Genomic DNA, 25,336 nt, shown 5'->3' with positions numbered 1-25,336 from the left:
AAAATCACAAAGTCGAAGGCGGTGCAGCAATGCGCCGCCTTTCTTGTATTTTGGAAAAGCTTGCGCAATATAGGCGTATGTCCGACACATTACATTCCATTGATCTCAATTTTTCATCGCTTGATGTTGATGAAATGCGCACGCGAAGCCAAGCTTTTGCGCAGAACCTTGCGCGTCGCAGGACAGTTCGCGATTATGCGCCAGAGCCCGTCGAGCGCGACATTATAGAAAATTGCATTCGTACAGCTGGCAGCGCACCATCGGGCGCAAACCAGCAGCCTTGGCACTTTGTTGCCATTAGCGATCCAGAGATCAAAAGCGCTATTCGAGAAGCCGCCGAAGAAGAAGAACGCGCATTTTATGCAGGGCGCGCTGGCGAAGAGTGGCTGGGTGCCCTTGCTCATTTAGGCACCGATGACAACAAACCGTTTCTTGAAATTGCGCCTTGGTTGATCGCGATATTTGCTGAACGTTACTCCGTTGATGATGCGGGTAATCGCACAAAAAATTACTATGTGCCTGAATCCGTTGGTATCGCGACTGGATTTTTGATTGCTGCTCTTCATCAGGCGGGTCTGGCAACATTAACCCACACACCTGCGCCCATGAGCTTTTTGTCCAAGGTTTGCAAAAGGCCGGATAATGAAAAACCGGTTATATTGTTAGTGGTTGGCTATCCCGCTAAAAATGCGCGCGTGCCAGATATTCAGCGCAAGCCGCTTGAGCAAATAACAACATGGCTGGAAGCTGACGGCGAACAAAAATGAGTGTCAGCGATCTTGAGGTAAAGCCAAACAAGACCCTTCCTGGTTGGTCTATGACGGAGAGCTTTGTTCTTGCGGGCGGACCAGGCGGGCAAAATGTCAATAAAGTCTCGACTGCCGTTCAATTGCGGTTCAACGCCGTTGCGGTTCAAAATCTTTTTACCGATCGCCAATATCACCAACTGATAAAGCTGGCGGGCAGCAAGGCAACCAAGAGCGGCGAAATTCTTATCGAAGCTTCCAAATTTCGCTCGCAAGACAGAAACCGAGAAGATGCGCGTGAACGGCTTAAAGAACTTGTGCTCAAAGCGCTTGAGCCACCACCGCCGCCGCGCAAGAAAACACGGCCCACACGCGGCTCTGTCGAAAGGCGGCTTAAATCAAAGGCGGGGCGCAGCCAAATCAAGAAAAACCGTGGCTCTGTTTCCTCTGATGATTCCTAGCTGGGATTTTCTTAAAGCCGAAGAAAGAGAAAGCCAGATGCTTCCCGACGGTGTTCAACATATTGCCATGTGCCTCAATATTGATGAGCAGGTGGCTTTGCTTAAAGATATTCGCGCCATCGTTGCTGAGGCTCCGCTTTATATTCCGTGCATGCCTAAAACCGGAAAGCCGATGAGCGTTCGGATGACAAATTGTGGACCGCTTGGCTGGGTAACGGATAAGGAAAATGGATATCGCTATCAAGCAACGCATCCCGTCACGCACAATCCGTGGCCTGCCATGCCTGCGAGCCTAATGGCCCTGTGGCATAAATATGCCAATTACCCACATCCGCCCGAAGCTTGTCTCATCAATTTTTATGAGCAAGGCGCAAAGATGGGCCTACACCAAGACAAGGATGAGGCGAATTTCGATGCGCCTGTTGTGTCGATTTCACTGGGCGATGATTGTTTGTTTCGCGTTGGCGGATCTGAACGCGGCAGTTCAACAAAATCAATCAGGCTTGCTTCCGGCGATGTTATCGTTCTGGGCGGGAAGGGGCGTTTGAACTATCACGGTGTTGACCGAATTTATCCAAACACATCACCTTTGCTCAAGTACGGTGGGCGCATTAACCTGACATTGCGCCGTGTGACACCTGTTTGAATTAGAGCTTTCGTAAAAGCACTGACTCGATGAGATGGTCCGAGCCTTTGCGCAAAATTAAATCAGCGCGTGGACGCGTTGGTAGAATATTTTCGCGTAGATTTCGCAAGTTGATATTCTGCCAAAGGCCTTCTGCAATCGCGCGCGCACCATCAACTGACATTTTGGCATAGCGGTGGAAAAATGATTCAGGGTCCTGAAAGGCTGTATCGCGAAGCCGCATGAAACGATCCACATACCAGCGATGGATCAATTCATCATCGGCATCAATATAGATTGAGAAATCAAAGAAGTCAGAAACGAACGGCACCGCGCGTCCACCTGCAGGCAATGGGTTCACCTGCAGAACATTGATGCCTTCAAAAATCAAAATGTCAGGCTGATTGATAACCTGTTTCTCGTCATCAATTACATCATAGACAAAGTGGGAATAAAGCGGGGCTTCCACATTGGGGGTGCCTGCTTTAATCGCCGAAAGAAACCGGAGCAGAGCGCCAACATCATAGCTTTCTGGAAAGCCTTTGCGTTCCATCAATCCACGTTCACGCAACATCGCATTCGACATCAAAAAACCATCGGTCGTAACAAGATCAACTTTTGGGCTGGTGGGCCAGCGGCTTAAAAGCTCTTGTAGAACACGCGCCGTTGTTGATTTTCCAACGGCTACAGAACCAGCAATACCAATAATGAAGGGCGTTTTGGTAACGTTTGAAACATTCAAAAAACGCTTTCGCTGCTCGAATATGGATTGCGAGGCTTCAACATGCGCATAAAGCAATCGCGATAAAGACAAATAGATGCGGCGCACTTCTTCAAGATCGACAGGGTCGTTGAGCGAGCGCAAGCGGCGAATTTCATCTTCACTCAAAGTCAGCTTGGTATTTGCGCGAAGACCTGCCCATTGATCGGCTGAAAACAGCCTATAGGGCGACCATTCTTCACCTGTGAGCTGATCAATGACTTGTTCATCAAGTGCGCGCTGCGAAACGGCGCTAAATTTTCCGACCTTCTGGTCCATTTTTTTACCAGTCTATGGCGAGGCGCCATTATTGCGGTCGGGATGCCTTTTCCACGATTCCGCTTTGCTGCGTACGCCTTGCCAATTCATCAAGGACAGCATCGATTTTAACGCCGCGAACGTGAAGCACAACTAATAAATGATAAAGCAAATCAGCACTTTCACCGATTAAATCAGTATCGGTCTCTTTCAAGGCCGCAATTACTGTCTCAAATGCTTCTTCGCCAAACTTCTTGGATGCTTTTTCAACACCGCCCGAAACCAGCTTCGCAGTCCATGAAGAACCATCGGTTACACCGGCGCGTGACGCGATGATTTTTTCCAAATCTTGTAGTGAGAATTTGCTCATTGCGACACCACCGGATCAAGCCTGACATTCACACCAGCATCAGCCATAAATTCTTTGGCCTCTTGAATGGTGTATGTGCCAAAATGGAAAATTGACGCGGCAAGAACGCCCGTTGCATGGCCTTCACGCACACCATCGACCAAATGCTGCAATTCGCCAACCCCGCCCGATGCAATCACCGGCACACGAACAGCATCGGCAACAGCGCGAGTTAATGGCAAATTATAACCAATTTTTGTGCCGTCGCGGTCCATTGATGTCAGTAGAATTTCACCCGCACCCAAATCCGTAACCTTGCGCGCAAATTCAACCGCATCAATGCCCGTTGCGGTTCGTCCGCCATGGGTAAAAATTTCCCAGCGCGGCTCTTCGCCTTCGCCGTGAACAGCTTTGGCATCGATGGCGACAACGATGCACTGATTGCCAAACTTATCGGCAGCTTCAACCACCAGTTCCGGCCTCATCACCGCAGCTGTGTTGATCGAAACTTTATCAGCGCCTGCCAAAAGCAGTTTGCGAACATCTTCAACCGCGCGCACACCGCCGCCAACCGTCAGCGGCATAAAGCACTGTTCGGCAGTGCGTGAAATGACATCGTAAATTGTTTCGCGGTTGTCAGACGATGCCGTGATGTCGAGAAAGCAAAGTTCGTCCGCTCCAGCAGCATCATACGCTTTTGCCGCTTCTACCGGATCGCCTGCGTCAATCAGATCAACAAAGTTGACACCTTTCACGACACGGCCATCTTTCACATCAAGGCAAGGAATTATGCGAGATTTCAGGGTCATCGTGTTGATCCTTTTGCCGCGTCGTTTTGTTTGTTTGCACGTCCTCGCAGCGTCGCTGCTGCGGGCGCTGCGTGTCGCCCATCCTTCACATCAAGACAAGGAATTATGCGGGATTTGAGGCTCAAAGTTCCGACCCCTTGCCTTCACCGCGCAAAACCTGAAGTGCTTCGGCCGGATCAATACGGCCATCATAAAGCGCGCGGCCAGAAATAGCTCCTTCCAGCTTGACTGCATCCGGCATTGTCATACGCACAATATCAGCCATTGAGGCCAAACCGCCCGACGCAATCACAGGAATTGAAACATGATCGGCAAGGCCAATCGTTGATTCCCAATTTATGCCCGTCAGCACACCATCGCGGTCGATATCGGTATAGATGATCGCGGCAACGCCGGCACCTTCAAAGCGTTCAGCCATTTCCATTATGCCAAGTTCGGACGCTTCGGCCCAACCTTCAACAGCAACTTTACCGCCCTTTGCATCAATGCCAACTGCGACTTTGCCTGGAAATCTTTTGCAAGCTTCAATCACCAGATCAGGGTCGCGGACTGCAATTGTTCCCAAAATAACGCGTGAAAGGCCTTTTGACAGCCAGTTTTCAATATGATCAAGCGTTCTGATACCGCCGCCAAGCTGTACCGGATTTTTCGTCGCCTTTAGAATTTCTTCAACCGCAGCGCCATTAACGCTCTGGCCTTCAAATGCGCCATTTAGATCAACGACATGGAGCCACTCAAAACCTGCATTTTCAAATTCAGCTGCTTGCGCCGCAGGGCTATCATTATAGATCGTTGCCTGATCCATATCACCGAGCTTGAGCCGAACGCATTGTCCATCTTTTAAGTCAATCGCTGGAAAAAGTATTTTACGCGCCATAAATCAAGGCTTCCATTTTAGAAAATTAGCGATCAAAGCCAGCCCCAAAAGTTGGCTTTTTTCAGGATGGAACTGCGTGCCAAACATATTGTCTCGCACAACTGCGGCTGTGATCGGTCCGCCATAATCAGCCGTTGCAATTACATCTTCTTTGTTAGCGGCAGCCAAATGATAGGAATGTACAAAATAAGCATGCAAACCATCGGTGCCCGTATGGATACCGTCAAACAGAGCATGTTCGCCTGTCAAATTGATCGTGTTCCAGCCAATCTGAGGAATGCGTAAATCTGCATCGTCAGGCGTCATTTCTTTCACATCGCCTTTGATCCAGTCAAAGCCATATGTGGTTGTTTTTTCCAACCCGCGTGTCGCCATTAATTGCATGCCAACACAGATGCCGAAAAACGGGCGTGCTTTGTGAATGACGGCTGTATCTATTGCATCGCGCATGCCGGGCACTGCGGCAAGGCCTGCTGCGCAATCCGCATAAGCACCAACACCTGGCAGCACAACGCGGTCAGCGGTGGCAACAATATCGGCATCATTGGTTAGAATAATATCCGCGTCGATTTGCGCTTCACGCGCAGCGCGTTCAAAACTTTTGGTCGCGGAACGTAAATTGCCGGACCCATAATCGATGATCGCAACTTGCATTATTTATTCCCGTTAAATCCAAAGATGAGATCATCCGCGCCATGCGCATTTCTTGATGTCTCATAAGCTTGCGCATTTTTATAGACAAGTGACGTTTCGCCATTTGCGGCATGTACCGAAGTAAACTTTAGCTCAGCCTCTTCAAGATTTTGAGCATCTATCACTGCAACCTGCCGATAACCATGGCGCTTAAAAGAAGCAATGCGCCAAGCAGAACCTTCTAAAGCTACAAAAAGCCCAATTAGAAAATTCAGCGGGCCCACTGCCAAGATGAAACGATGATCGCCTGCAACAAAGACCAAGATTGTCATCACACCGATGAAAATGACCGTGGCGAACCAGAGCCTATGCCAAAGCAACCAGAAAAGCGGAAAGGCCAGTGCGACAATGGAAAAATGATCGCGCACAAATTCCGTACGTTCCGAAAAACGTAAAGGTGCGCCATCATTATGCAGAACAACGAAACTCGTCATTTCATGTCCATTTCTAATTTAACCGTTCAATGTGCCTTTAGTGGACGGAATGGCATCGGCTTGGCGTGGATCAATTTCCAACGCCGTGCGCAATACGCGTGCAACCGCCTTGAAACAAGTTTCGGCAATATGGTGGCTGTTTGCCGCATAAAGATTTCTCACATGAAGCGTGATGCCTGCATGCTGTGAAAAGGCTTGGAAGAATTCGCGCACCAATTCAGTATCGAATGTACCAATCTTCGCGGCCGTAAATTCGACATTCCACACCAAAAACGGCCTGCCCGATACATCAATTGCTGCAGAGGTTAGTGCTTCATCCATTGCTAAATCCAATGAAGCATAGCGTGTCACGCCGCGGCGTTCACCCAGCGCCTTATTGACCGCTTGACCAAGCGCAATGCCGCAATCTTCAACCGTGTGGTGATCGTCGATATGAAGATCGCCTTTGGCGCTCACATTCATATCAATCAGAGAATGGCGCGATAATTGCTCAAGCATATGATCAAAGAAACCAACACCGGTTTCGATCACATTTTTTCCAGTGCCATCAAGGTCAACAGAAACTGAAATATCGGTTTCGTTAGTTTTTCGGCTGATTTTTGCTGTACGCGCACTCATAATAGCAGTCCTAATCTCTCTCAAAACGCTCTTACCAAGGCTTTACAGCAAATACTAGCGCTCTGATTTGCAATCAATTTTACAGTCATTACATATCGACTAACAGAATTTCGATTGAGGAACAGATAATGACAACAATCGTAGCAGTACGAAAAGAAGGTAAAGTCGTCGTTGCCGGTGATGGTCAGGTCAGTTTGGGCCAGACCGTTATGAAGGGTAATGCCCGCAAAGTAAGGCGTATTGGTAAGAATGGCAGCGTTATTGCTGGATTTGCTGGTGCCACCGCCGATGCTTTTACATTGCTTGAACGGTTAGAGCGAAAATTAGAGCAATATCCTGACCAGCTCATGCGTGCAGCTGTCGAGCTTGCCAAAGATTGGCGCACGGACAAATATTTGCGCAATCTTGAAGCCATGATGATCGTTGCAGACAAATCCGTTACACTATGCGTGACCGGTAATGGTGATGTTCTTGAACCTGAACACGGCGTTATGGCTATCGGCTCAGGGGGTAATTTTGCTTTGGCCGCCGCCCGTGCGCTACACGATACTGATTATGATGCCGAAGAAATCGCAAAACGGGCAATGAAGATTGCTGCAGAAATTTGCGTCTATACAAATGATGGCCTTGTTTTAGAAAGCCTTGACGCAGAAAGCTGATAGACTTTGAAGCAAACGCGCTAATTTCATCATGCATTTGCTGCGCGTTTACTTCATAGATGTCCGCAAGGGTTCAGATCACAAAGGTATTTAGATGCTCAAGCAGGCACATCTTGAAGAGGCAGTTAGGCGCGGTGTCATTAACGCCCGCCAACAGGCAGATATTTTAGTCATTGCCCGTGAAGGTGATGACGATAGCGCTGCAGAACTGCAAGACGTTCAAAATATTGATAATGATGAAGAGCTAAGGCTTGTCGGCGGCGGCAATGATTTGTTTGTCACCGTCGGTATTTTGATGTTGTTTTCAGGTGTCGGCTTTGCTTTGCAGACATGGCTTGGCGACAATCAAATTATCCGCGCGGCACTCATGGCTGTTTTGATGTGGCTTGTTGCAGAGTTCGTTACACGCCAATTCCGTATGAAACTTTCATCCACCGTGCTTGGTCTTGGATTTTTAGGTTACACTGCCGCCATACTTGGCATTTATATTTGGGAAACATTGGACTTGGCAAAAATTGCCGATAATCCACAATTGGCATTTGGCCTGCGCCCGACAATTGGCTCTTATGGCAGCGCCTTCTTTGGCGGTATTGCGCTGATTTCAATCCTATATTTCTGGCGTTTCCGCGTACCTATCATGTCCGCTGCAATTGCTGTCAGCTTAACAGGCTTCGCGTTTCTGTGGACAATTTTATATTTCTACGATGGTGTCACAGATGGCCGTGTTGAATTACCCACCTTTGAACAAATACCTTTGATCTTGGAACGCGCGCTGATGATGCCGCTCATCTGCGGTATTATTGTGTTTTGCACCGCTGTCTATTTCGATTTACGAGACCGCGAACGCTCCACCGTCTGGTCTGATTGTGCGTTTTGGCTGCATGTGATTTCCGCGCCATTGCTCGTCCATCCATTGTTTATCCTTGCAACGGGCCAAGATGTTGTTCTCGGCAAAATTGAGCCGGGCATGACCGCATCCATCATGTTGGGCCTGTTAATCAGTGCTTTTGTTTATGTCGCCCTAGCCATTGATCGGCGCTCATTGCTCATTCCAACGCTGGCTTATTTCGGATCGCTTGGCGTTTATTACATGATTGAGAGCACCGCGAACTCTACGGGACTACCACCGCTTGCGCTGATTTTGTTGGTCATTGGTTTGCTTGTCATCATGTTCGGTGCGGGCTGGCAACGCATTCGCGCCTTGATTGTGCGACCAACTCTCCCCACATCGTTAATCAACAAACTGCCACCTATCAGAGTGTAATTTTTATGAGTGTATATTCTCCACGCGAGACGGTTTCAGAGCTTGATCGTCACATTATTGGTCAAAAAGACGCTAAACGTGCGGTCGCTATCGCGCTGCGTAACCGTTGGCGCCGATTGCAGCTAGACGGCGATTTGCGCGAAGAGGTGATGCCTAAAAATATTCTGATGATTGGACCAACTGGCGTTGGTAAAACAGAAATTTCTCGCCGCCTTGCCAAACTTGTCGGTGCGCCATTTGTCAAAATCGAAGCGACTAAATTTACTGAAGTTGGTTATGTGGGCCGCGATGTTGAGCAGATTATCCGTGATCTCGTTGAAATTGGCATCGGCCTTGTGCGCGAGAAAAAGCGCGCTGAAGTCAACGCTAAAGCACATTTGAATGCTGAAGAGCGTGTGCTTGATGCGCTGGTTGGCTCAACGTCAAGCCCAGCAACGCGCGATAGTTTTCGCAAGAAGCTGCGTGACGGTTCGCTTGATGAAAAAGAGATTGAAGTCGAAATCGCTGACACCGCATCACAGGGCGGCTTTGAGATTCCAGGCATGCCTGGTGCCAATGTTGGTATGATCAATATTGGCGATCTGATGGGCAAAGCCTTTGGCGGACGCACCAAGAAAATTAAAACAAGCGTGCGCGATAGCTATAAGCATCTCGTCAATGATGAGTCGGATAAGCTGCTTGATGAGGAAAAACTCGTCGAAGAAGCAATCAAGTCTGTCGAAAATGACGGCATCGTCTTTCTTGATGAGATTGACAAGATTGCATCTGGCAATGAGCGATCTGGCGCAGGCGTAAGCCGAGAAGGTGTTCAGCGCGATTTACTGCCACTTGTTGAAGGCACGACTGTTGCGACAAAACATGGTCCGGTGAAAACAGATCATATTCTATTTATTGCATCTGGCGCGTTTCACGTGGCCAAACCTTCTGATCTTCTACCAGAATTGCAGGGCCGCCTGCCGATCCGTGTTGAATTGCGCGCTCTGACAAAAGAAGATTTTAAACGCATTCTTACTGAAACCGATGCAAGCTTGATTAAGCAATATATCGCGTTGATGGCTACTGAGAATGTGACATTGGAATTCACCGATGATGCAATAGACGCCTTGGCTGATATTGCCGTTGATTTGAATTCCACGGTCGAAAACATTGGTGCACGCCGTTTGCAAACGGTCATGGAACGGGTGCTTGATGAAATCTCCTTTGAAGCGCCGGATAAATCTGGTTCCAGCTATACGATTGATGCGGACTATGTGCGTAAAAGCGTTGGCGAGCTTGCCAAAGACGCTGATCTATCGCGTTTCATTCTGTGACCGATTTCACACGCTGAAACTTAAAGGAAGAGGGGCACTCGACATAGGGGCGCCCTTTTTCTATTTAACCTTACGAAAGTTAAATCAAGGCGGCGTGATGGGACTTCATAAAAATAATTACACAAGTGCGATGATGAGCGCTCTATGCGCTGTATCGCTGCTTATGCCCTCCACTGCTTATGCACTGACAAAAATGTCCGGTGATAATGTGAACGTGGAACAGCCTGCTATTCCTGGTTCGTCTAAAAATCGGACACAAGCTCTGAAGAAGACCTTTGATGGAAAATATCAAAAAGTACTTCAACTTCTCAAAAATGATCGCGGTTTAATTTCCGATATAAAATCCATATCCAAAAAATTTGGCATCGACCCCATCCATATGGTCGGCGCGATTGTTGGCGAACATACTTACAATGTCGATGCAATGGACCGTGCTCAGAGCTATTATATTAAAGCAATTTCCTATCTAAAATCAGATATTAATTTTGAATATGATGGCGAAAACATTACGGCCTTTGTTGAGCGTCCACAGTTTGAAAAGTGCAAGAGCTTAAAAGAAAGCCTTGAGCTTTGGACATGCCGCGAAAATGTTTGGATCTCAAAATTCAGCGGCAAAACAGTTGATGGTAAAAAATTCCCGCGTAACCGTTTTAGTGCTGTGTTTTTTCAACCCTTTTATGCCGGACAGACCTTCGGCTTAGGCCAGCTTAATCCATTGACTGCGCTCATGATGACAGATGCAGTATCAAAAGTGACAGGCGCCCGCAAAATTGATGCCTCTAGGGGCAAGGATGTTTATGCAACGATCATGGACCCGAGAAAAACACTGCCTTATATCGCAGCAACATTAAAATCATCGATAGATGCTTATAAGCGTTATGCAGATTTCGACATCTCAACAAATCCCGGTATCACAGCAACACTGTATAATACGGGTAACCCGAAAGCACGGGCGCTGACTCTGGCTCGCAAAAATAAGGCATTAAAAGCCGAAGGCAAACCAATCGAAACGCCACAAGAAAACTATTATGGTTGGCTGATTAATGATCGTATTGATGAGCTGCGTACTCTTTTATGAGCGCATCATTCTCGCGGCAAATATTTCGGGATTTTAGCACTGTTTCGAATGGCAGCATCAAGTCTGATTCGAAGATCTTCTATCGCCGTATCTGACAAGACATCGATGCCTGATGCTAAAAGATTAGCAAGCTCTGTGGCACGCGGCGAAAGCTGTGTCGTATCAATCGTTACACGCGGTGCAGAGCGCAGCGCTAGGGTTTGCAACTCATCGGCATCATCCCAAATGATATTGAGGCAAGCAATAATCTGCTGAACCAAAATCCATCGCGGCGTGCCACGTTTGCCATGTTCTAGTGCAGACAAATAAGCAGCTGATACATTGAGTTGTTTTGCCATTTCCTTTTGAGTCATACCGCGCTCATTGCGCAACTCGCGAACGCGTTCTCCAAATGGTGTCATATTGTTATCCTTATCGCAGACGCCTCAGGCGAACATAAAACGCACCATCACCGCCATGACCTCGGCTAGCAGCTTGGTAGCCGTTTACGATTGAAGAAAAAGCCGGCATATTGAGCCAAATTGGCAGCATACGGCGAAGCACGCCTTCACTGGTTGGCGAGCCACCCTTACCGGTAATCACCAATACATGCCTTTGTCCCAAGTTTCGGGCCTGTGTTAAAAATGCCTGCAAACGGTGAATTGCCTGATCTTGCGTTAAATCATGCAAATCAACTTGGCTGTCGATGGGCAGCCGCCCTTTGGCGATTTTTCGATATACAGGCTTATCAATATGCGCTGCTATGGGTGCGGGGCTAGGCGCAGTTTTAGGCTTTTGTTCCGGTGTTATCGGTTTTATCTGGCTCGCTGCTTTCGCACGGCGCAATTCAGCATCTTTGATGGGTGTCGATCTTTTTGGCGCTGGCATGAATTGATCCATATGCTCGCTAAAGCTTTCAGGTTCACCCAGCTCTGGTTTTGCTGATTTGCGCATCGGAACCACGGTTCGCGTGACAAGATTCCAAAGAACCTTCTCGTCAGGTTTAAGTTCTCTTGTCCCAACATTTATTTTGCGTGTCATGGCAATTGAACCCCAGCTTCATCAAAGCCAATGCCATGCGGTACAAGAATTGTAAAATCGCAAAGTGAATTAACAGCGCCAGCTTTTTCTCCCGCAAGATCGCCGCTTCCAAAAAATATATCCCCGCGCGACGGCCCTACAATTGCGGTCCCTGTTTCTTGCGCAATCATCAAATGCTGAAAGGGCGCAGCATTCACTTTATCAGCCTGAACAAAAATCGGCGTTCCAAACGTATGTATCAGGCGATCAACAGCCAGAGAGCGTTCAGCGGTTAATGGTACTTTTGCGGCTGCAATCGGTCCTAAATTATCATTTATTGAAGGGGCTTCTTTGAAGAAAATATAAGACCTGTTTTCTTCCATAAGCGCAGTTGCTTTATCTGGATTTTTTGACAGCCATGCGCGAATGGATTGCATCGAAATTTGATCTTTTGCTATTTCACCACGCTCAATGAGGCACTTGCCTATTGCCGTAAATGGATGACCGGATTTTCCGTCATAAGTAATGCGGACGGTATCACTATTTCCCATATTTAAGCGGGCCGCACCCTGCACATGAATAAAGAACGCATCCACGGGATCTTTTATCCATGCAATCGCAAAATCATCGACATTGATTGCGCCGCGGTTGATGGCGGCACGATCATAATATTCAACGATGTTTCCATTGCCATCTCGTCTGCCAAAGCGATAATCCTCGCTTAAATTCGAAGGTCTATTGCTTTCATTTAAAACAATCAGATCATCAGGACGGCGCAGCAAAGGCGTTGCAAATTGTGCATCTCTACCGCGTTGCGCTTCAACTTCCGGCTCATAAAAACCTGTCACTTGGCCGCGCTTTTCATCATTGCAGACAAGTTTAAACACTGAAAAATTATCTTCGAAGAAATGCCGCGGGTTTTTGATCGCTTCCGGTTTCTGCGATAATGCGATCAATGGATCGAAAGCAGCGGGTGTAATCCCGATGCTACCGGTTTTATAGCGCTCATCTATGGGTTTGAGCGCTTGGCGCTGAAACGCTGCTAAAGCAGCGCCGTGGTCATCGTCCTTCCAACCGGATAGCGCGCTATAGGATATCGGACGAAGTGACCACATAGATAATGCTGAAGTTAGTCTTCAGCTTCTGTCGCAACAAGTTTCCAGTTTGGATCTTTCTGGCGCGTATCGCGTGCGAAAGTCCAAATATCTTTTACTTCAACAACCGCTTCAGGATCACCATCAATAATTTCGCCAGCCTTATCGCGGGTTGAAGAAATCATCTGGCTAACCACGGATACGGTTAGATGTGCATCATGGCCGCGTAGTTCCGCATCGCTAAATTCAATTTTTTCAATACCAACAAAATTTGACTGAACCGTTTCGCCAGCTTTTGCACGATCGTCCAATGCAGCAGCAAAACCATCATAGACTTCTTTGGAAAGTAGATTTTTCAGTGTCTTTTTATCACCGTCGGCAAAAGACATGACAATCATCTCATAGGCCATGCCTGCGCCTTTTAGGAATTCTTTCGGCTCAAAAGCAGGTGCAGCATCTTTGATTTTGCGCAAATTTTTATTCAAAGCGCTGGAAGTGTCAGCGATCTCATCAATTTGCTTGTATGGATCGTTCGCACCCTCTTTGCGATTAGGCAATGTAATAACATTATCGCCGTCATTTTCCGGCGCTTCCTGCTGTTTGCGGCTAGGATCAAAAGGTGGGCGTTCATGACCCGTGCGTTTTCCTAAAACGCTGCGCAGTTGCATAAACACAAAAACTGCAGCAACGACAAAAATGAGGGTTACTAAGTTTGAACTTTCCATAAAACACCTTGTTTAGCGAGATTCGTCATCAGCACATATAGTCTGATATAGAGGTCAGCTAGTCATCATTCAAATTTATGACTTAAATACCTATATAAAAGCTAGTCTTAGCACTCATTTGGAGAAAATTGTGCCTTTTTCGCTTATACCCTTTATGCTTTTGATCATTCCGATGCTTGAAATTGCCACGTTTGTGGTCGTCGGTGGCCAAATTGGCGTTTTCCCAACTCTTGCGATGATCGTTGTCACGGCCATCATTGGATCCATTTTGCTGCGCGTGCAGGGCTTTGGACTGATTGCAAAAATACAAAGCGATATAAGCGGCGGAAAAATGCCGGCGCGCGAGCTGGTTCACGGCGTTATGATCGCCATTGCGGGTATTTTGCTGCTAACGCCGGGCTTTGTCACCGATACCTGCGGTTTCTTGTTATTTGTGCCTCCTATTCGCGATGCTGTTTGGCACTTTGCCAAAAGCCGGATCAATATTGTCAATCTGCGTGGTGGTTCAGATCAGAGCCCTACGAAAGGCGATGCTTCCGGCGGTCCAACAATTGATCTTGATGAAGACGATTTTAAAAGAGAGCCTGACGCAAACAGCCCTTGGTCTGATAAATGAGTTCAGCTACTTAAAACGCGTGCTTGCGTTTTGCTTGTCAGCAACTTTCGAGCGTGTTACTTCGAGCCAACTTTAACAAAATAAACTCAACAGGTTCTGACTTAATGGCTAAAGATCCAAAATCTACAGGTACTGAAGGCGCAGCCGCCGGTAATGGCGAAGCACCACAACTCAGCGTTTTGACGCAATATGTAAAAGATTTGTCATTCGAAAGCCCTGGTGCACCGCTTTCATTGCGTCCACGCGAAAAAGCGCCTGCGATCAATATCAATGTTAACGTCAACGCTAATCCGCTTTCTGAAACTGATTATGACGTAAACCTTACTTTGACAGCCATTGCTAAAGACGGCGATGACGTGTTGTTCAATGTTGAATTGGTTTATGGCGGCGTGTTTAGAATTGCTGGCTTCCCGCAAGAGCATGTTATGCCTTTGCTCTTTGTTGAATGTCCGCGTTTGATTTTCCCATTCGCACGTCAGATCGTTGCAGAATCTACGCGCAACGGTGGCTTCCCGCCATTGATGATTGACCCAATTGATTTTGCTAAAATGTTCCAGCAACGAATTGCTGAAGAAAAAGCAAAATCTCAGGTTAAACCAAACTAAACCTATCTAAATTAACGACAAAGCCCGCTTCACGCGGGCTTTTTTGTGCAAACATAAATGATTTGCCGGATTCACAAGCCTGCCACTTACTTGGCTAACCAAATAGCTTTATCGCCGATAACATCCACCATTGCTTGATGTGCTTTGATATCATCGCTGGTAAGGCGCGGTGCCAATGGGCGTGGACGCGCACTAATTTCGATTTCCGGCAAATCAGCATCATCGCCTTGCTTTTGCGCTGAATTATCATCGGATTCGAGTGTTAAAGCTGCCTGCTTTCCGCCGACCAACTCAATATAAACTTCTGCGAGCAGTTCACTGTCCAGCAATGCGCCGTGTTTTTCACGTTTGGAATTATCGATGCCGTAACGCTTACACAAAGCATCCAGTGAATTTGGCCCCATCGGATGGCGGCGGCGCGCTAATACCAAACTGTCGATGACGCGACCTGGATCAATTTCAGGAAACCCAACCCTTGCAAATTCAGCATTAAAAAAACCGACATCGAATTTCGCATTATGGGCGATTAGTTTTGCGCCGCGCGTAAAATCCAACCAGTCATCAATAATTTTTGCAAAGTCAGGCTTATCGAGCAGAAACTCATTGGTAATGCCGTGCACTTTCAATGCATCGGGATGAACTTGCTTGCCTTGAGGATTAACAAAAACATGGAAGCTACGACCCGTGATAAACCGGTTTTCCAGTTCAACGGCACCGATTTCGATGATCCTGTCATCGCGGTTATCCAAACCAGTTGTTTCTGTATCGAATATGATTTCGCGCATGGAATTTCCTTTAGTTCAGTTTGAATCCCAGAAGCTATGATAGCAAGCGTGCTATAAACCTATGCAGAACTTAAGCCTCTAATAGCTGGCTAATGATGTGCTTGACCTGCTCTTTAGCAGCATCCATGCCAAGCGATGTATCAATGAGAAAATCTGCACGCGCTCGTTTTTCCGCATCGGGTATTTGTCTGTCTAGGATCTGCTGGAATTTTTCTTCGGTCATCGAGGCACGTGATAAAACACGCTTTCTTTGAACCTCATAAGGCGCGGTGACGACAACAATTTTATCAACACGCTCATCGCCGCCTGTTTCAAACAGCAGCGGTATATCCAGAACAACAATTTTTGCGTTCTTTGCGCGGTTGTCTTGGATGAATTTTTCTTCTGCCAGCCTGACATGCGGATGAACAAGCGCTTCTAGTTTTTTCATCGCAGCTTTGTCATTTAAGACATATTGCCCAAGCTTTTTGCGATCCACACCAGAAGGTGTTTTTGTGCCCGGGAAATGATTTTCGATTTCATCAACCAATGCGCCATGACGATAAAGATCATGCACCACTGCATCGGCATCATGAACTGCGATATTTTCTTCCTTGAACATGGCCGCAGTCGTTGATTTACCCATTCCGATGGAACCCGTTAATCCCACAATAATCATAGCCGGATTCCTAAATCGTCGATAATGACTTGCCGTAATGCGTCATCTACCTCTGGTTTCTGGCCAAACCATTTTTCAAAACCTGGTGTTGCTTGATGCAGCAACATGCCCAATCCATCCGATGTTTGAAGACCGCGTTTTTTTGCCATTAATAAAAAAGGCGTTTCCAGCGGCACATAAACAATGTCGGATGCAATTGCGTCGGCGCGCGCACCCGCCAAATCAAGCGGAAAATCTGGTTGCCCATCCATGCCAAGTGATGTTGTGTTAATTAAGAGATCGGCATCTTGAAGCTTTGACGTAATATCTTGCCAGGTCATAGCAGTTACAGTTTTTCCAAAACTTTGCGCCATATCTTCCGCACGCTCAATCGTGCGATTAACGACGATGATTTTCGCAACGCCCGCTTTTAAAAGTGCGAAAATAACAGCGCGCGCGGCACCGCCCGCCCCAAAAACAATGGCTGTTTCAGCATCACGCCACATTGGCACTTGCGCATCTAAATTAGCCGCGAAACCATAGGCATCCGTGTTGCCACCATATAGTTTGCCGGATTCGCTCCACACCGTATTTACCGCACCAATTGCGCGTGCAGCATCATCTAGGTCTTCAAGTTGATCAAAAACTGATTGTTTATGCGGGATTGTGAAGTTTCCACCCGCCCAGCCATTTTCATGAAGAGATTCGATAAAGATTGGCAGATTTTCAGCTGAAACCTGCACTGCCTCATAGGAACCGTTGATTTTATAACGCTTCAGCCAATACCCATGAATAAGGGGAGACCGAGAATGTTTAATCGGATCACCGCAAACAAAAGCCCTTATATCAGCCATCAATTTCTCCAAGCTCACGCAATTTTGCCAATAATGGGATCATCGGTACGCCGACAATTGTAAAATATTCGCCGTCTACTTTTTCAAAGAGCTGAATACCTGGCCCTTCGATCTGATACGAACCAACACTTTTTAATGCAATATCGCCAACGGCTGCCAGGTGTCTGCCAATAAAGCCGGGGTCTAATACACGCATATGCATATGTGCGACCGATACATGGCGCCATATTATTTCATCACCGCGCACAATCACAATTGCACTGTTAAGTTGATGAACCTTTCCGCTCATTGCTAAAAGGTGCTGGCGTGCTTCTTCCATGTCTTTGGGTTTGTGAAATTGCCTGCCTTCAAGCGACAGGGTTTGATCACCGCCAATAACCAATTTAGCCGGATTCTTTTCAGCAATATTTCTAGCTTTTGATTCGGCTAATATCTCGGCAATATCAGATGCTGTTGCACCGCTGCCTTCTAGTGTTTCTTCGATCGCGCGTTCATCCACGTCAGGCGCAGCGGTCTCAAATGTCAGTCCAGCATTTTCAAAAAGCATTTTTCGAAAGGGGCTGGTTGAAGCCAAGATAAGGGACATGTCGCGCGCTTTCATAAATCTTAGAACCACAACATCTAGTGTTGCTGTCATTTTCCAACAACGATCAGTTTCGTCTCTATGAGCGATTTTGCCTTGTGGATAAAGATGTGCGTAAAAAATAGCGAATCATAGGCTGGCCTTCGAGCCTGTGAACTAAATGGTTTTTATCCCAGTTCACACTTATCTTTACGTTTTTATGTAGCTGTTTAAAACACACAGCATATACATTTCATTCCACAGCTTATGCACAGAGTTATACAATGTGCGCTTTATTTGATTTATCTTTGAATAGTTTGAAAACAATGCGATTTTCGAGCTGCGTCAATTTTGACCGACAAAAATGTTGTTGATTGTGTATATTATTTTAAACAGTGGGATAAATGGCCTTCTGTCTGTGAATAATTCTGTTTCCCCACAAATCACAGACTCTAAATAAGAATAGATTCAAAAAAATGATTTCTTCTTTAAAGAGGGATCGATGAAAGTGAGTAAATCATGTCGAACCGAAAAATCATCGATGTGATAGGTGGAGCACATATAGCGCCTCCTCCAATCTGGGTTATGCGACAAGCAGGACGATACTTGCCAGAATATCGTGAGCTTAGAAAATCAGCGAAAAGCTTTCTTCATTTTTGCTACACGCCAGACATGGCTGTTGAAGCAACACATCAACCGATCAGACGCTATGGTTTTGATGCTGCTATTTTGTTTAGCGATATTTTGGTGATGCCAGATGCGCTGGGCCGTGATGTTCACTTTGTAACGGGCGAAGGTCCACGCATGACGCCTTTGGCTGACGGCGATGTTGATAATTTAACGCCTGATAATGTTCTATCGCATTTAGCGCCGGTTTTTGAAGCTGTGAAAAGGCTGAGAACAGAACTGCCTGATGAAACTGCATTGTTTGGTTTTTGCGGTGCCCCTTGGACTGTAGCAACCTATATGATTGCGGGCCGAGGAACGAGCGATCAAGCACCGTCGCGATTGTTCATGTATCAAAAGCCTGATGAACTAGCCAAGCTTCTGGATATCTTGGCTGATGCCTCTGCTGAGTATTTGATCGGTCAATTGGATGCCGGTGCTGATGCGGTTAAGATTTTTGATAGCTGGTCTGGGGTTTTGGACGAATTTGCGTTTGAGGCAAATTGTGTGCGTCCCGTCAAACGCATTGTCGATAAAGTGCGTGCTCAGCGTCCTGATGCTAAAATTATAGCGTTTCCTAAAGGGGCTGGACATTTTTATCGTGGATACCGCGAAAAAACAGGCGTTGATATGGTCGCACTTGATTGGAGTGTTCCGCTTGAATTTGCCGCTGAACTTCAAAAAGAGGGCCCTGTGCAAGGCAATCTTGACCCACAGAGGGTTGTTGCTGGGCAAGCGGCGATCAGGGAAGGTGTGGACCGGATTATGGACGTTCTGGGTCAGGGGCCGTTGGTATTCAATCTAGGGCACGGTATTACACCTGATGCAAAGCCTGAGGATATGGATTTCCTTGTGCGTTATGTGCGCGGAGAAGCTTAATTATGTCTGAAATTGATTCGACTTCGAAACAATCTGGAAAAAAGGCAGGGATTAGAGCTGCCATCGCAATTTCTATATTCGTAGTGATTGGTTTTTTATTGTGGCTTGCTGGTCCTGCTGATCGATATCTCTGGCTTAAAGCTTTGCATGTGATCGCAATTATTTCGTGGATGGCAGGCCTTGTCTATTTGCCGCGTCTATTTGTTTATCATAGCGATGCTGAAAAAGGCTCAGTTCAGTCTGAAACCTTTAAAGTCATGGAAAGGCGTTTGATGAAAATAATCATGACGCCGGCTATGATTATCGCATGGGTATTGGGTCTATGGCTTGCTTATTCAGCTGGATATTTTACGGCTCCTTGGTTTCACATGAAGCTTTTAGCTGTTGTTTTATTATCTGGTGTTCATTCTTTTTATGCCGGTGCAGTGAAGAAATTTGCCGCTGATATGAACGATAAAACTGCGCGCCAATGGCGTATGTACAATGAAATTCCTACAGTTTTGATGATTTTCATCGTTATTATGGTCATTGTAAAACCATTTTGATTAAGTAAAAATCGCGTCTCTAGGGGCGTGATTTTTAATCAGGCTTGAAATTTTCACAATTCGCCTGTATTTGATGTGAAAATTCGGAACCCAGTCCCTCCTTTTCCGTCTATTCTTCTATTTTAACTATATGGTGTCCCATGGACCAAATGTCTTTGCGTGAACTTCAGGTAAAATCAGCTCCTGAACTTGTTGCGTTCGCTGAATCCCTCGAAGTCGAATATGCGAGTGCTCTTCGTAAGCAAGAGCTTATGTTTGCTATTTTGAAGCAACTTTCATTAGATGATGTTGAAATTATCGGCGAAGGCGTTGTCGAAATTTTGCAAGACGGTTTTGGTTTCTTGCGCTCTGCTAGCGCGAATTATCTTCCTGGCCCTGATGATATCTACATTTCACCTTCGCAAATTCGAAAGTTTTCTCTGAAAACAGGCGACACGGTTCAAGGCTTTATCCGCGGCCCTCGTGATGGTGAGCGCTATTTTGCGCTTCTCAAAGTCAATACGATCAATTTTGATGATCCTGAGAAAATTCGCCATAAAAGCCATTTTGATAACTTAACACCGCTTTACCCTGATGAGCGCTTCAAAATGGAAGTTGAGAATAGCGAATCGAAAGATTTGTCTTCTCGTATTATCGATTTGGTTGCACCGCTTGGTAAGGGTCAACGTGGTTTGATCGTTGCGCCGCCGCGCACAGGTAAAACAGTTCTCTTACAGAACATCGCCCATGCAATTACAGCGAACCATCCTGAGTGTTATTTGATCGTTCTATTGATCGATGAGCGCCCTGAAGAAGTCACGGACATGCAGCGCTCTGTTAAAGGCGAAGTTGTTTCTTCTACCTTTGATGAACCAGCCTCACGTCACGTTCAGGTTGCTGAAATGGTAATTGAGAAAGCCAAGCGTCTTGTAGAGCATGGCCGCGATGTCGTTATTCTACTTGATTCGATCACACGCCTTGGCCGTGCTTACAATACGACTGTACCGTCATCTGGTAAGGTTTTAACAGGCGGTGTTGATGCCAACGCTCTTCAACGTCCGAAACGCTTCTTCGGTGCTGCTCGTAATATTGAAGAGGGCGGCTCGCTCACGATTATTGCGACAGCTTTGATCGATACCGGTAGCCGCATGGACGAAGTTATCTTTGAGGAATTCAAAGGTACTGGTAACTCTGAGATCGTTCTTGATCGTAAGGTTGCTGATAAACGTACATATCCTGCAATGGATATTTTGAAATCCGGTACGCGTAAGGAAGACCTGCTTATTGAGCGTAAGGATCTTCAGAAGATCTTTGTGCTGCGCCGTATCTTGGCACCGATGGGTACAACGGATGCTGTTGAGTTCTTGATCGATAAATTGAAGCAGACAAAGAACAATGCAGAGTTCTTTGACTCAATGAACGCATAGTTTGATTCGGATTAGAAACGAATCTTACGTCAGTATTATTTGAGTCAATTGATTCGACTCCGAAACTAATGAAAGGCGCAACAAATGGATACTATTGTTGCCCTTTCATCTGGCAGTTTGCCTTCAGGCGTTGCGATTATTCGTATATCGGGACCCAAAGCTGCAACAGTGATTAGTGTTTTGGGCGCACGCATTGCACAGCCCCGCCAAACCTCCCTACAAATCTTTCGTGACAATGATGGTTCAGTAATCGATGAAGGCTTAGTCCTTTGGTTTCCTGCACCGCATAGTTTTACTGGTGAAGATGTTGTTGAACTGCAAACGCATGGTAGCCGCGCCGTTGTTGCAGGTATTCTTGATGTTTTGCTCAGCATTGATGGGGTTCGCCATGCGGAAGCTGGGGAATTTGCCCGCCGTGCATTTGCCAATGGCAAGATTGATCTGACTGAGGCTGAAGGTCTTGCCGATCTTATTGATGCTGAAACGACAGCCCAGCGAAAAGTTGCTCAATATCTTGCCAGCGGCGGTTTAAAAGACCTTTATAATGATTGGCAGGACCAGCTCTTAAATGCACGCGCAATGATCGAAGCAGATATCGATTTTGCTGATGAAGATGATGTTCCAGGTTCCGTAGCGGACCAAGTCTGGAATGATATGGCAAAACTATATCAGTCCATTTCTGCGCATCTTGACGGCTATGATCGCTCAGAGCGTATCCGCGATGGTTTTAAAATTAGCCTTATTGGAAAACCCAATGTTGGTAAATCAAGTTTACTGAATGCGCTGGCAGGCAGTGACCGTGCCATTGTTTCTAGCGAAGCAGGTACTACGCGGGACATTGTTGAGGTTCGGTTGGATATTGCGGGCTATCTTGTTTTGCTTAGTGATACGGCAGGGATCAGAGAACAAGCAGGCAGCGTAGAGGCGGAGGGTATCCGCCGTTCTATTGCATCAGCTCAAGAAGCAGACCTTATTTTGTTCTTAAGCGATGAGGATGAATGGCATCATGATTTCATTGACGCGAATTCTAAAGTTCTCAATATTCGATCTAAGGCTGATCTAAGTTCGGATATTAAACCCGATGAAGATGTTATCTTTGTAAGCGTTAATGACGCTGCTTCCGTGACTGCGCTATTAGAGAAACTGTTCGCCATTATTAGTATTGAGCTAGATCAGTCGCGCATTGGCTCTGCTATTAAGTCCCGATACATCGATCATCTATCTCAGTGTTTAAAAGATTTGAATAAATCGATAGAGAGCGATGACGCTCTTGAACTGCGCGCTGAGCATTTGCGGTCTGCTGCCTATAGTCTTGGACGTATTACCGGACAATTTGATACAGAAGATGTATTAGGGCGCATATTCTCGTCATTTTGTATTGGTAAATGATTCACGTGAAACATTACGACGAGTTTTCGTGACTCACGTGAAACACTTTCCATTATAATTCCTCTAATTGTTTCACGTGAAACATAAGAGCCTTGACCTGTGTGTCGATAAGAGTCATTCAACACCTATTCCTAACTTGCGGTATTTTTATGCATTACGATGTTATTGTTATTGGCGGCGGTCACGCTGGCTGCGAGGCGGCTCGTGCGAGTGCTGCGCTCGGGGCTAAGACGGCGCTCGCCACGCACTCCTTCGACACTGTTGGTGTGATGTCTTGCAATCCTGCCATTGGCGGGCTGGGTAAGGGGCACCTTGTGCGTGAGATTGATGCTCTCGACGGCTTGATGGCGCGTGTTGCTGATAGATCAGGTATTCAGTTTAGAATGCTTAATCGCAAAAAAGGCCCAGCGGTTCGTGGTCCACGTACTCAGTCTGATCGCAAGCTCTATAGAGAGGCGATGCAAGCGGAGATTCGCGCTGTTGACGGCCTTTCTGTTTTGGAAGGCGAAGTTGTCGATCTGTCACAGGATGGTTCAGGCGCGATTAATGGCATTAAGTTGGCGGATGGTACGCATGTATCCTGCGGCGCTGTTGTTTTAACGACAGGCACATTTCTGCGCGGTCTTATTCATATTGGCGATAAAAGATTTCCGGCCGGAAGGATGGGAGAAAAGGCGAGTAATTTACTTGCTGACCGTCTGACTAAACTAAACGTGCCCCTTGGCCGTTTGAAAACAGGAACGCCGCCCCGTCTTGATGGACGCACAATCGATTGGAAAATTCTTGATCTGCAAAGCGCTGATGAAGAGCTTGTTCCATTTTCATCGATGACTGATGAAATTCGTGTTCCGCAAATTGATTGCGGCATCACACGCACAACTCAGAAAACGCACGATCTCATTCGTGAGAATCTAAATCGCTCGGCGATGTATTCTGGTAATATTAGCGGCACAGGTCCGCGTTATTGTCCATCGGTCGAGGATAAGATTGTCAAATTTGGCGACCGTGATGGGCATCAAATATTTCTTGAGCCGGAAGGTTTGGATGATCACACGGTATACCCAAATGGCATTTCAACATCTTTGCCTGAAGATGTGCAGTGGGCGATGATGAAAACTATCCCTGGGCTAGAGAATGCGCAAATTTTGCAGCCAGGTTACGCTATTGAGTATGACCACTTTGATCCCAAAGCTCTCGACCAATCTTTAAACTTGGTGGGTACGTCGGGTCTTTATTTGGCCGGCCAAATCAATGGCACAACGGGTTATGAAGAAGCTGGCGCGCAGGGTTTGGTTGCTGGCATTAACGCTGCACACTTTGTTGGCCAAAAAGCGCCTGTGCATTTTAGCCGTACATCATCCTATATCGGCGTGATGATTGACGATCTAACATCGCGCGGTGTGAGCGAGCCTTACCGTATGTTTACGTCTCGTGCTGAATACCGACTTTCATTGCGTGTTGATAATGCGGATATGCGCTTGTCACCACTTGCTGTGGAAATTGGTTTAGCTTCTTCCGAACGTGCTGCTCATTTTGAGGATGTTAAAACGCGCTTAGATGATGCGCGTGTGGCGTTGAAGAGTAAAACGCTGACGCCTCAAGAAGCGGGTAAACACCATATTGCTTTGAATATGGATGGCGTCAGACGTAGCGGTTATGACCTTCTTTCTTATGCTACGATTGAGCTGCCCGATTTATTGCGGGTGTGGCCAGAGCTTGATCAGTTTGAGGGCGATACTTTAGATCGTCTTGCGATTGAAGCGCATTATGCGGTTTATATGGACAGGCAAAAGGCTGATATTGAATCTGTGCGGCGGGATGAAAATCTTCTCATTCCAGCGGGTATAGAGTTTAATAGTATCGCCGGTCTTTCTAATGAGCTCCGCAATAAACTGAATGATAGACAACCAAAGAGCATTGCAGAGGCGCAGCGTATTGAAGGCATGACGCCTGCTGGTATTGCATTGATTATAGCGCAAATTCGCAAACAACAGAAATCAGCTGCTTAATATGGATCGAAAATTATTAAATGGCGCGCTGAATGTTTCACGTGAAACTATGCAGCGCTTAATCGCATTTGAAGCCTTGTTCGAGCAATGGTCGAAACGGATCAATCTTATTGCTCATTCAACAAAGGATGAAATCTGGCAGCGTCATATAGAAGACAGTGCACAGCTATTACTCATAAAGCCAGATATGCGACATTTGGTTGATATTGGTTCTGGCGGTGGATTTCCCGGTATCGTTCTAGCGGCCATACTCGAAGATGTTGATGGCACGCGCGTGGATCTGGTCGAAAGCAATCGGAAAAAAACAGCATTTTTGATGGCGGCGAAGGGACAATGCGCACGCAGTGTAAATATACATTCGAAGCGAATTGAAGATGCACTGCCTTCTATTCAAACGCCAAATTATGTCACAGCGCGCGCACTTGCAGCGCTTCCAAAGTTGTTTGAGCTGACGCAGTGCCATTTATCAAATGGCGCTGTAGGACTTTTTCACAAAGGACGTGGATACCGTGAAGAGTTGGAAGAAAGCCATGCCAATTGGGACTTTGATCTGGTAATACATAAAAGTAGAATAGACACGGAATCGGTCATTCTCGAGATTGCAAATCTAAAGCGCAAATAGCG

At 46.6% G+C, this 25,336-nt stretch carries 30 protein-coding genes; 15 read left to right on the top strand and 15 right to left on the bottom strand.

The genetic code is table 11. From position 1 onward, the window contains the following. Positions 1 to 29 precede the first annotated feature (29 nt). From N530_RS0108505 to N530_RS0108495, 3 genes are read left to right on the top strand one after another with little or no spacing between them, the layout of a single operon-like run. Complete coding sequence (locus tag N530_RS0108505) at positions 30 to 767, top strand: nitroreductase family protein (protein ID WP_081773929.1); 738 nt, start codon at positions 30 to 32, stop codon at positions 765 to 767. Beyond that, positions 764 to 1,207, top strand: a complete 444-nt coding sequence (gene arfB / locus N530_RS0108500) for an alternative ribosome rescue aminoacyl-tRNA hydrolase ArfB (RefSeq protein ID WP_018689735.1) — start codon at positions 764 to 766, stop codon at positions 1,205 to 1,207. The genes N530_RS0108505 and arfB overlap by 4 nt, the downstream gene beginning before the upstream one ends. Next, positions 1,197 to 1,853, top strand: coding sequence for an alpha-ketoglutarate-dependent dioxygenase AlkB (locus N530_RS0108495; protein ID WP_247869181.1), 657 nt, complete (start codon positions 1,197 to 1,199; stop codon positions 1,851 to 1,853). Before arfB ends, N530_RS0108495 begins: the two co-directional genes overlap by 11 nt. 1 nt (position 1,854) lies before the next feature. On the opposite strand, the gene coaA is transcribed toward N530_RS0108495, so the two are convergent. From coaA to hisB, 7 genes are all read right to left on the bottom strand, one after another. Further along, a complete protein-coding gene (gene coaA, locus N530_RS0108490) occupies positions 1,855 to 2,871 on the bottom strand; it encodes a type I pantothenate kinase (protein ID WP_018689737.1) in 1,017 nt (338 codons plus the stop codon). A 28-nt stretch (positions 2,872 to 2,899) separates the two neighbouring features. Next, on the bottom strand, positions 2,900 to 3,220 hold the full coding sequence (locus tag N530_RS0108485) for a phosphoribosyl-ATP diphosphatase (protein WP_026480352.1): 321 nt from the start codon (positions 3,218 to 3,220) through the stop codon (positions 2,900 to 2,902). Continuing rightward, positions 3,217 to 4,008, bottom strand: coding sequence for an imidazole glycerol phosphate synthase subunit HisF (gene hisF / locus N530_RS0108480; RefSeq protein ID WP_026480351.1), 792 nt, complete (start codon positions 4,006 to 4,008; stop codon positions 3,217 to 3,219). Before hisF ends, N530_RS0108485 begins: the two co-directional genes overlap by 4 nt. Before the next feature lie 121 nt (positions 4,009 to 4,129). Further along, entirely contained in the window at positions 4,130 to 4,885 is a 756-nt protein-coding gene (hisA, locus tag N530_RS0108475) for a 1-(5-phosphoribosyl)-5-[(5-phosphoribosylamino)methylideneamino]imidazole-4-carboxamide isomerase (RefSeq protein WP_026480350.1), read from the bottom strand. Between the two features lie 3 nt (positions 4,886 to 4,888). Beyond that, entirely contained in the window at positions 4,889 to 5,539 is a 651-nt protein-coding gene (gene hisH, locus N530_RS0108470; protein WP_018689741.1) for an imidazole glycerol phosphate synthase subunit HisH, read from the bottom strand. Beyond that, the gene (locus N530_RS17705) at positions 5,539 to 6,012 is read right to left on the bottom strand and encodes a DUF2628 domain-containing protein (protein ID WP_051540845.1); all 474 of its coding nucleotides are present in this window, start codon (positions 6,010 to 6,012) and stop codon (positions 5,539 to 5,541) included. The genes hisH and N530_RS17705 overlap by 1 nt, the downstream gene beginning before the upstream one ends. An 18-nt stretch (positions 6,013 to 6,030) precedes the next feature. Beyond that, positions 6,031 to 6,630 carry an imidazoleglycerol-phosphate dehydratase HisB gene (gene hisB / locus N530_RS0108460; protein ID WP_026480349.1) on the bottom strand — a complete coding sequence of 200 codons (600 nt, stop codon included), beginning with the start codon at positions 6,628 to 6,630 and terminating at the stop codon, positions 6,031 to 6,033. A 128-nt stretch (positions 6,631 to 6,758) separates the two neighbouring features. On the opposite strand from hisB, the gene hslV reads away from it, so the two are divergent. From hslV to N530_RS0108440, 4 genes are all read left to right on the top strand, one after another. Continuing rightward, positions 6,759 to 7,289, top strand: a complete 531-nt coding sequence (gene hslV, locus N530_RS0108455) for an ATP-dependent protease subunit HslV (protein ID WP_026480348.1) — start codon at positions 6,759 to 6,761, stop codon at positions 7,287 to 7,289. A gap of 94 nt (positions 7,290 to 7,383) precedes the next feature. Continuing rightward, complete coding sequence (locus N530_RS0108450) at positions 7,384 to 8,553, top strand: hypothetical protein (protein WP_026480347.1); 1,170 nt, start codon at positions 7,384 to 7,386, stop codon at positions 8,551 to 8,553. Between the two features lie 5 nt (positions 8,554 to 8,558). Further along, positions 8,559 to 9,863 (top strand): ATP-dependent protease ATPase subunit HslU, encoded by a 1,305-nt coding sequence (gene hslU, locus N530_RS0108445; RefSeq protein WP_026480346.1) that lies wholly within the window; start codon positions 8,559 to 8,561, stop codon positions 9,861 to 9,863. Between the two features lie 97 nt (positions 9,864 to 9,960). Continuing rightward, on the top strand, positions 9,961 to 10,941 hold the full coding sequence (locus N530_RS0108440) for a DUF1402 family protein (RefSeq protein WP_035266722.1): 981 nt from the start codon (positions 9,961 to 9,963) through the stop codon (positions 10,939 to 10,941). A 5-nt stretch (positions 10,942 to 10,946) separates the two neighbouring features. Here the strand turns inward: N530_RS0108440 and N530_RS0108435 are convergent, their stop codons facing one another. Genes N530_RS0108435 through N530_RS0108420 form a run of 4 tightly spaced genes read right to left on the bottom strand, consistent with a single transcriptional unit; the run spans position 10,947 to position 13,759 of the window. Beyond that, positions 10,947 to 11,342 carry a helix-turn-helix transcriptional regulator gene (locus tag N530_RS0108435; protein ID WP_018689748.1) on the bottom strand — a complete coding sequence of 132 codons (396 nt, stop codon included), beginning with the start codon at positions 11,340 to 11,342 and terminating at the stop codon, positions 10,947 to 10,949. A gap of 10 nt (positions 11,343 to 11,352) precedes the next feature. Continuing rightward, positions 11,353 to 11,961 (bottom strand): Smr/MutS family protein, encoded by a 609-nt coding sequence (locus tag N530_RS0108430; RefSeq protein WP_026480344.1) that lies wholly within the window; start codon positions 11,959 to 11,961, stop codon positions 11,353 to 11,355. Next, a complete protein-coding gene (locus N530_RS0108425; RefSeq protein WP_026480343.1) occupies positions 11,958 to 13,055 on the bottom strand; it encodes a murein transglycosylase A in 1,098 nt (365 codons plus the stop codon). The genes N530_RS0108430 and N530_RS0108425 overlap by 4 nt, the downstream gene beginning before the upstream one ends. A gap of 14 nt (positions 13,056 to 13,069) precedes the next feature. Continuing rightward, complete coding sequence (locus N530_RS0108420) at positions 13,070 to 13,759, bottom strand: Tim44/TimA family putative adaptor protein (protein ID WP_026480342.1); 690 nt, start codon at positions 13,757 to 13,759, stop codon at positions 13,070 to 13,072. A gap of 130 nt (positions 13,760 to 13,889) precedes the next feature. On the opposite strand from N530_RS0108420, the gene N530_RS0108415 reads away from it, so the two are divergent. Together N530_RS0108415 and secB are read left to right on the top strand one after the other, a co-directional pair. Beyond that, the gene (locus N530_RS0108415) at positions 13,890 to 14,375 is read left to right on the top strand and encodes an FxsA family protein (protein ID WP_035266720.1); all 486 of its coding nucleotides are present in this window, start codon (positions 13,890 to 13,892) and stop codon (positions 14,373 to 14,375) included. Between the two features lie 104 nt (positions 14,376 to 14,479). Continuing rightward, on the top strand, positions 14,480 to 14,980 hold the full coding sequence (gene secB, locus N530_RS0108410; RefSeq protein WP_026480340.1) for a protein-export chaperone SecB: 501 nt from the start codon (positions 14,480 to 14,482) through the stop codon (positions 14,978 to 14,980). A gap of 86 nt (positions 14,981 to 15,066) precedes the next feature. Here the strand turns inward: secB and dnaQ are convergent, their stop codons facing one another. The 4 genes from dnaQ to N530_RS0108390 all read right to left on the bottom strand — a co-directional run bounded on the left by dnaQ (position 15,067) and on the right by N530_RS0108390 (position 17,857). Next, the gene (gene dnaQ, locus N530_RS0108405; protein WP_026480339.1) at positions 15,067 to 15,765 is read right to left on the bottom strand and encodes a DNA polymerase III subunit epsilon; all 699 of its coding nucleotides are present in this window, start codon (positions 15,763 to 15,765) and stop codon (positions 15,067 to 15,069) included. 70 nt (positions 15,766 to 15,835) lie between these two features. Then, positions 15,836 to 16,423 (bottom strand): dephospho-CoA kinase, encoded by a 588-nt coding sequence (gene coaE / locus N530_RS0108400; protein WP_026480338.1) that lies wholly within the window; start codon positions 16,421 to 16,423, stop codon positions 15,836 to 15,838. Further along, positions 16,420 to 17,256: a shikimate dehydrogenase gene (locus N530_RS0108395; RefSeq protein WP_026480337.1), complete on the bottom strand. Its 837-nt coding sequence runs from the start codon at positions 17,254 to 17,256 to the stop codon at positions 16,420 to 16,422. Before N530_RS0108395 ends, coaE begins: the two co-directional genes overlap by 4 nt. Then, positions 17,249 to 17,857, bottom strand: coding sequence for a Maf-like protein (locus N530_RS0108390; RefSeq protein WP_026480336.1), 609 nt, complete (start codon positions 17,855 to 17,857; stop codon positions 17,249 to 17,251). Before N530_RS0108390 ends, N530_RS0108395 begins: the two co-directional genes overlap by 8 nt. A gap of 480 nt (positions 17,858 to 18,337) precedes the next feature. On the opposite strand from N530_RS0108390, the gene hemE reads away from it, so the two are divergent. The 6 genes from hemE (at position 18,338) to rsmG (ending at position 25,334) form a co-directional block, all read left to right on the top strand. Next, the gene (hemE, locus tag N530_RS0108385) at positions 18,338 to 19,363 is read left to right on the top strand and encodes a uroporphyrinogen decarboxylase (protein WP_026480335.1); all 1,026 of its coding nucleotides are present in this window, start codon (positions 18,338 to 18,340) and stop codon (positions 19,361 to 19,363) included. A 2-nt stretch (positions 19,364 to 19,365) separates the two neighbouring features. Beyond that, positions 19,366 to 19,908, top strand: coding sequence for a protoporphyrinogen oxidase HemJ (gene hemJ, locus N530_RS0108380; RefSeq protein ID WP_026480334.1), 543 nt, complete (start codon positions 19,366 to 19,368; stop codon positions 19,906 to 19,908). A gap of 140 nt (positions 19,909 to 20,048) precedes the next feature. After that, on the top strand, positions 20,049 to 21,314 hold the full coding sequence (gene rho / locus N530_RS0108375; protein ID WP_026480333.1) for a transcription termination factor Rho: 1,266 nt from the start codon (positions 20,049 to 20,051) through the stop codon (positions 21,312 to 21,314). A gap of 84 nt (positions 21,315 to 21,398) precedes the next feature. Beyond that, positions 21,399 to 22,703, top strand: a complete 1,305-nt coding sequence (mnmE, locus tag N530_RS0108370) for a tRNA uridine-5-carboxymethylaminomethyl(34) synthesis GTPase MnmE (protein WP_026480332.1) — start codon at positions 21,399 to 21,401, stop codon at positions 22,701 to 22,703. Positions 22,704 to 22,852: 149 nt separating this feature from the next. Continuing rightward, positions 22,853 to 24,712: a tRNA uridine-5-carboxymethylaminomethyl(34) synthesis enzyme MnmG gene (mnmG, locus tag N530_RS0108365; protein ID WP_026480331.1), complete on the top strand. Its 1,860-nt coding sequence runs from the start codon at positions 22,853 to 22,855 to the stop codon at positions 24,710 to 24,712. A 1-nt stretch (position 24,713) separates the two neighbouring features. Continuing rightward, on the top strand, positions 24,714 to 25,334 hold the full coding sequence (gene rsmG, locus N530_RS0108360; protein ID WP_026480330.1) for a 16S rRNA (guanine(527)-N(7))-methyltransferase RsmG: 621 nt from the start codon (positions 24,714 to 24,716) through the stop codon (positions 25,332 to 25,334). Positions 25,335 to 25,336 lie beyond the last annotated feature (2 nt).

Origin of the sequence: Ahrensia sp. 13_GOM-1096m, assembly GCF_000620605.1 — a bacterium.
GTDB lineage: Bacteria > Pseudomonadota > Alphaproteobacteria > Rhizobiales > Rhizobiaceae > Ahrensia > Ahrensia kielensis.
Note: the sequence above shows the minus strand (reverse complement) of the source record. Positions and strands in the feature narration are given on the sequence as shown.

Excerpts from the sequence above, each read along its gene's own strand:
- rsmG (WP_026480330.1), top strand. The coding sequence starts at position 24,714 with ATGGATCGAAAATTATTAAATGGCGCGCTGAATGTTTCACGTGAAACT.
- secB (WP_026480340.1), top strand. The coding sequence starts at position 14,480 with ATGGCTAAAGATCCAAAATCTACAGGTACTGAAGGCGCAGCCGCCGGT.
- coaA (WP_018689737.1), bottom strand. The coding sequence starts at position 2,871 with ATGGACCAGAAGGTCGGAAAATTTAGCGCCGTTTCGCAGCGCGCACTT.
- N530_RS0108420 (WP_026480342.1), bottom strand. The coding sequence starts at position 13,759 with ATGGAAAGTTCAAACTTAGTAACCCTCATTTTTGTCGTTGCTGCAGTT.
- N530_RS0108425 (WP_026480343.1), bottom strand. The coding sequence starts at position 13,055 with ATGTGGTCACTTCGTCCGATATCCTATAGCGCGCTATCCGGTTGGAAG.
- mnmG (WP_026480331.1), top strand. The coding sequence starts at position 22,853 with ATGCATTACGATGTTATTGTTATTGGCGGCGGTCACGCTGGCTGCGAG.
- N530_RS0108430 (WP_026480344.1), bottom strand. The coding sequence starts at position 11,961 with ATGACACGCAAAATAAATGTTGGGACAAGAGAACTTAAACCTGACGAG.
- hisH (WP_018689741.1), bottom strand. The coding sequence starts at position 5,539 with ATGCAAGTTGCGATCATCGATTATGGGTCCGGCAATTTACGTTCCGCG.
- N530_RS0108435 (WP_018689748.1), bottom strand. The coding sequence starts at position 11,342 with ATGACACCATTTGGAGAACGCGTTCGCGAGTTGCGCAATGAGCGCGGT.
- N530_RS0108395 (WP_026480337.1), bottom strand. The coding sequence starts at position 17,256 with ATGGCTGATATAAGGGCTTTTGTTTGCGGTGATCCGATTAAACATTCT.
- N530_RS0108450 (WP_026480347.1), top strand. The coding sequence starts at position 7,384 with ATGCTCAAGCAGGCACATCTTGAAGAGGCAGTTAGGCGCGGTGTCATT.
- arfB (WP_018689735.1), top strand. The coding sequence starts at position 764 with ATGAGTGTCAGCGATCTTGAGGTAAAGCCAAACAAGACCCTTCCTGGT.
- hisA (WP_026480350.1), bottom strand. The coding sequence starts at position 4,885 with ATGGCGCGTAAAATACTTTTTCCAGCGATTGACTTAAAAGATGGACAA.
- N530_RS17705 (WP_051540845.1), bottom strand. The coding sequence starts at position 6,012 with ATGACGAGTTTCGTTGTTCTGCATAATGATGGCGCACCTTTACGTTTT.
- rho (WP_026480333.1), top strand. The coding sequence starts at position 20,049 with ATGGACCAAATGTCTTTGCGTGAACTTCAGGTAAAATCAGCTCCTGAA.
- hemJ (WP_026480334.1), top strand. The coding sequence starts at position 19,366 with ATGTCTGAAATTGATTCGACTTCGAAACAATCTGGAAAAAAGGCAGGG.
- N530_RS0108495 (WP_247869181.1), top strand. The coding sequence starts at position 1,197 with ATGATTCCTAGCTGGGATTTTCTTAAAGCCGAAGAAAGAGAAAGCCAG.
- N530_RS0108505 (WP_081773929.1), top strand. The coding sequence starts at position 30 with ATGCGCCGCCTTTCTTGTATTTTGGAAAAGCTTGCGCAATATAGGCGT.
- coaE (WP_026480338.1), bottom strand. The coding sequence starts at position 16,423 with ATGATTATTGTGGGATTAACGGGTTCCATCGGAATGGGTAAATCAACG.
- N530_RS0108485 (WP_026480352.1), bottom strand. The coding sequence starts at position 3,220 with ATGAGCAAATTCTCACTACAAGATTTGGAAAAAATCATCGCGTCACGC.
- hemE (WP_026480335.1), top strand. The coding sequence starts at position 18,338 with ATGTCGAACCGAAAAATCATCGATGTGATAGGTGGAGCACATATAGCG.
- hisB (WP_026480349.1), bottom strand. The coding sequence starts at position 6,630 with ATGAGTGCGCGTACAGCAAAAATCAGCCGAAAAACTAACGAAACCGAT.
- N530_RS0108440 (WP_035266722.1), top strand. The coding sequence starts at position 9,961 with ATGGGACTTCATAAAAATAATTACACAAGTGCGATGATGAGCGCTCTA.
- hslV (WP_026480348.1), top strand. The coding sequence starts at position 6,759 with ATGACAACAATCGTAGCAGTACGAAAAGAAGGTAAAGTCGTCGTTGCC.
- N530_RS0108390 (WP_026480336.1), bottom strand. The coding sequence starts at position 17,857 with ATGAAAGCGCGCGACATGTCCCTTATCTTGGCTTCAACCAGCCCCTTT.
- hisF (WP_026480351.1), bottom strand. The coding sequence starts at position 4,008 with ATGACCCTGAAATCTCGCATAATTCCTTGCCTTGATGTGAAAGATGGC.
- dnaQ (WP_026480339.1), bottom strand. The coding sequence starts at position 15,765 with ATGCGCGAAATCATATTCGATACAGAAACAACTGGTTTGGATAACCGC.
- hslU (WP_026480346.1), top strand. The coding sequence starts at position 8,559 with ATGAGTGTATATTCTCCACGCGAGACGGTTTCAGAGCTTGATCGTCAC.
- mnmE (WP_026480332.1), top strand. The coding sequence starts at position 21,399 with ATGGATACTATTGTTGCCCTTTCATCTGGCAGTTTGCCTTCAGGCGTT.